We start from the raw sequence: 1137 nt of genomic DNA, 5'->3' as shown, positions 1-1137 counted from the left end.
AAAACTTTATTGACTCTGCACCAAGTAATAAGCAAACCTCTCAAGCTGAAACTAAGGAGTCTTGCACATCAACAACCCAAGCTCAACAGATGTTGGCGCTTTTGGAGAATACGAAAGCCAATTCAATTGATGAGTTTATCCAAACCGAGTTGAAATTAGACGGAGTTCCACCAGAACTAATCCGTTTGGGAATTGAAAAATTACTCCAAAATTCACCAATTAAATACAAATTCGACGGCTGCGATAGTAATCAAAATTAAAATTTATTGAATAACTTATGCGAGACAATAATCAAAGCAACTCCCCCTCAAAAGCCTCAAGCTCTTTAGAAAAATTAACGACAAGTGTTGTTAACTTTATTAACAGTCTCTCTCAAAGCTTTAGACTATCAGAACGCGAACTACTAGTTCAACAACAGTGGCTACATAATATGCAGACTAGTAAGTTCCTCAAAGAACAACAAGATTTCATTAATGAAGCTAATCAACAGATGCCTATACTGTTAACTTCCAAGTCAAGATTAATAATTCTGGAAGCAATACTTGTCACTCGTGCCAAAAATGGGCAACCTATAGATGATTTAGTGACGGCAATTGAAGTAGTCAGAAAGAACGTTATTGACATAGATATCCAGCCCAATCTCAATTTAGAAAAGGAGCGAAAAACTCAACTTCAGAAAACTAAATATACCCTAATTACACATTGTCATCAATACGAATTACCTATTCTGAGTGAAGTTGGTAATTTAATCACTGATGCCCGAAATCTTATATTAGTTGTGCCCTTAATTTCGGCTCTATTTGTTTTGATTTTGCCTTTTACTAACCCAAGGATCTGCAATTCTTGGGAGAACGCTACTGGCACTTATAAAAACAAAAGTTTGTTTTGTCAACTTTTAAATGATTTGAATCGTTTTTTTCAAGACTATCAGAAGCTCCAATGAATCTTCTAGCCCTGGCAACAATCACCGGAGCGTTGGTGTTTAAGATGGTGTCAATAAAGCGTTGATATGCCGCCGCACGAGATATTGTTGTTGATCTGCGGAGAACTGTTCAGGACAAATGACAACACCAGTGCCAATGCCATCCACTAGGGCAATGAGTGCATTGGCTTCGAGGGTTAAATTAAGATCGGCTC

2 protein-coding genes and 1 pseudogene are annotated in these 1137 nt (G+C 37.4%); 2 read left to right on the top strand and 1 reads right to left on the bottom strand.

Going from position 1 to position 1137, the window contains the following annotated elements:
• A pseudogene (locus RM368_RS38610) lies at positions 1 to 260 on the top strand (hypothetical protein); the annotation flags it as partial.
• 17 nt (positions 261 to 277) lie between these two features.
• Positions 278 to 943, top strand: a complete 666-nt coding sequence (locus RM368_RS38605) for a hypothetical protein (RefSeq protein ID WP_322698952.1) — start codon at positions 278 to 280, stop codon at positions 941 to 943.
• A 39-nt stretch (positions 944 to 982) separates the two neighbouring features.
• Here the strand turns inward: RM368_RS38605 and RM368_RS38600 are convergent.
• Positions 983 to 1137 (bottom strand): TetR family transcriptional regulator C-terminal domain-containing protein (locus RM368_RS38600; protein WP_322698953.1); only part of this gene is annotated, 155 nt, incomplete at its 5' end.

It is taken from the genome of Nostoc sp. DedSLP03 (assembly GCF_034530815.1).
In the GTDB taxonomy this organism is placed as follows: Bacteria; Cyanobacteriota; Cyanobacteriia; order Cyanobacteriales; family Nostocaceae; genus Nostoc.
This window is presented reverse-complemented; position numbering and strand designations above follow the sequence as displayed.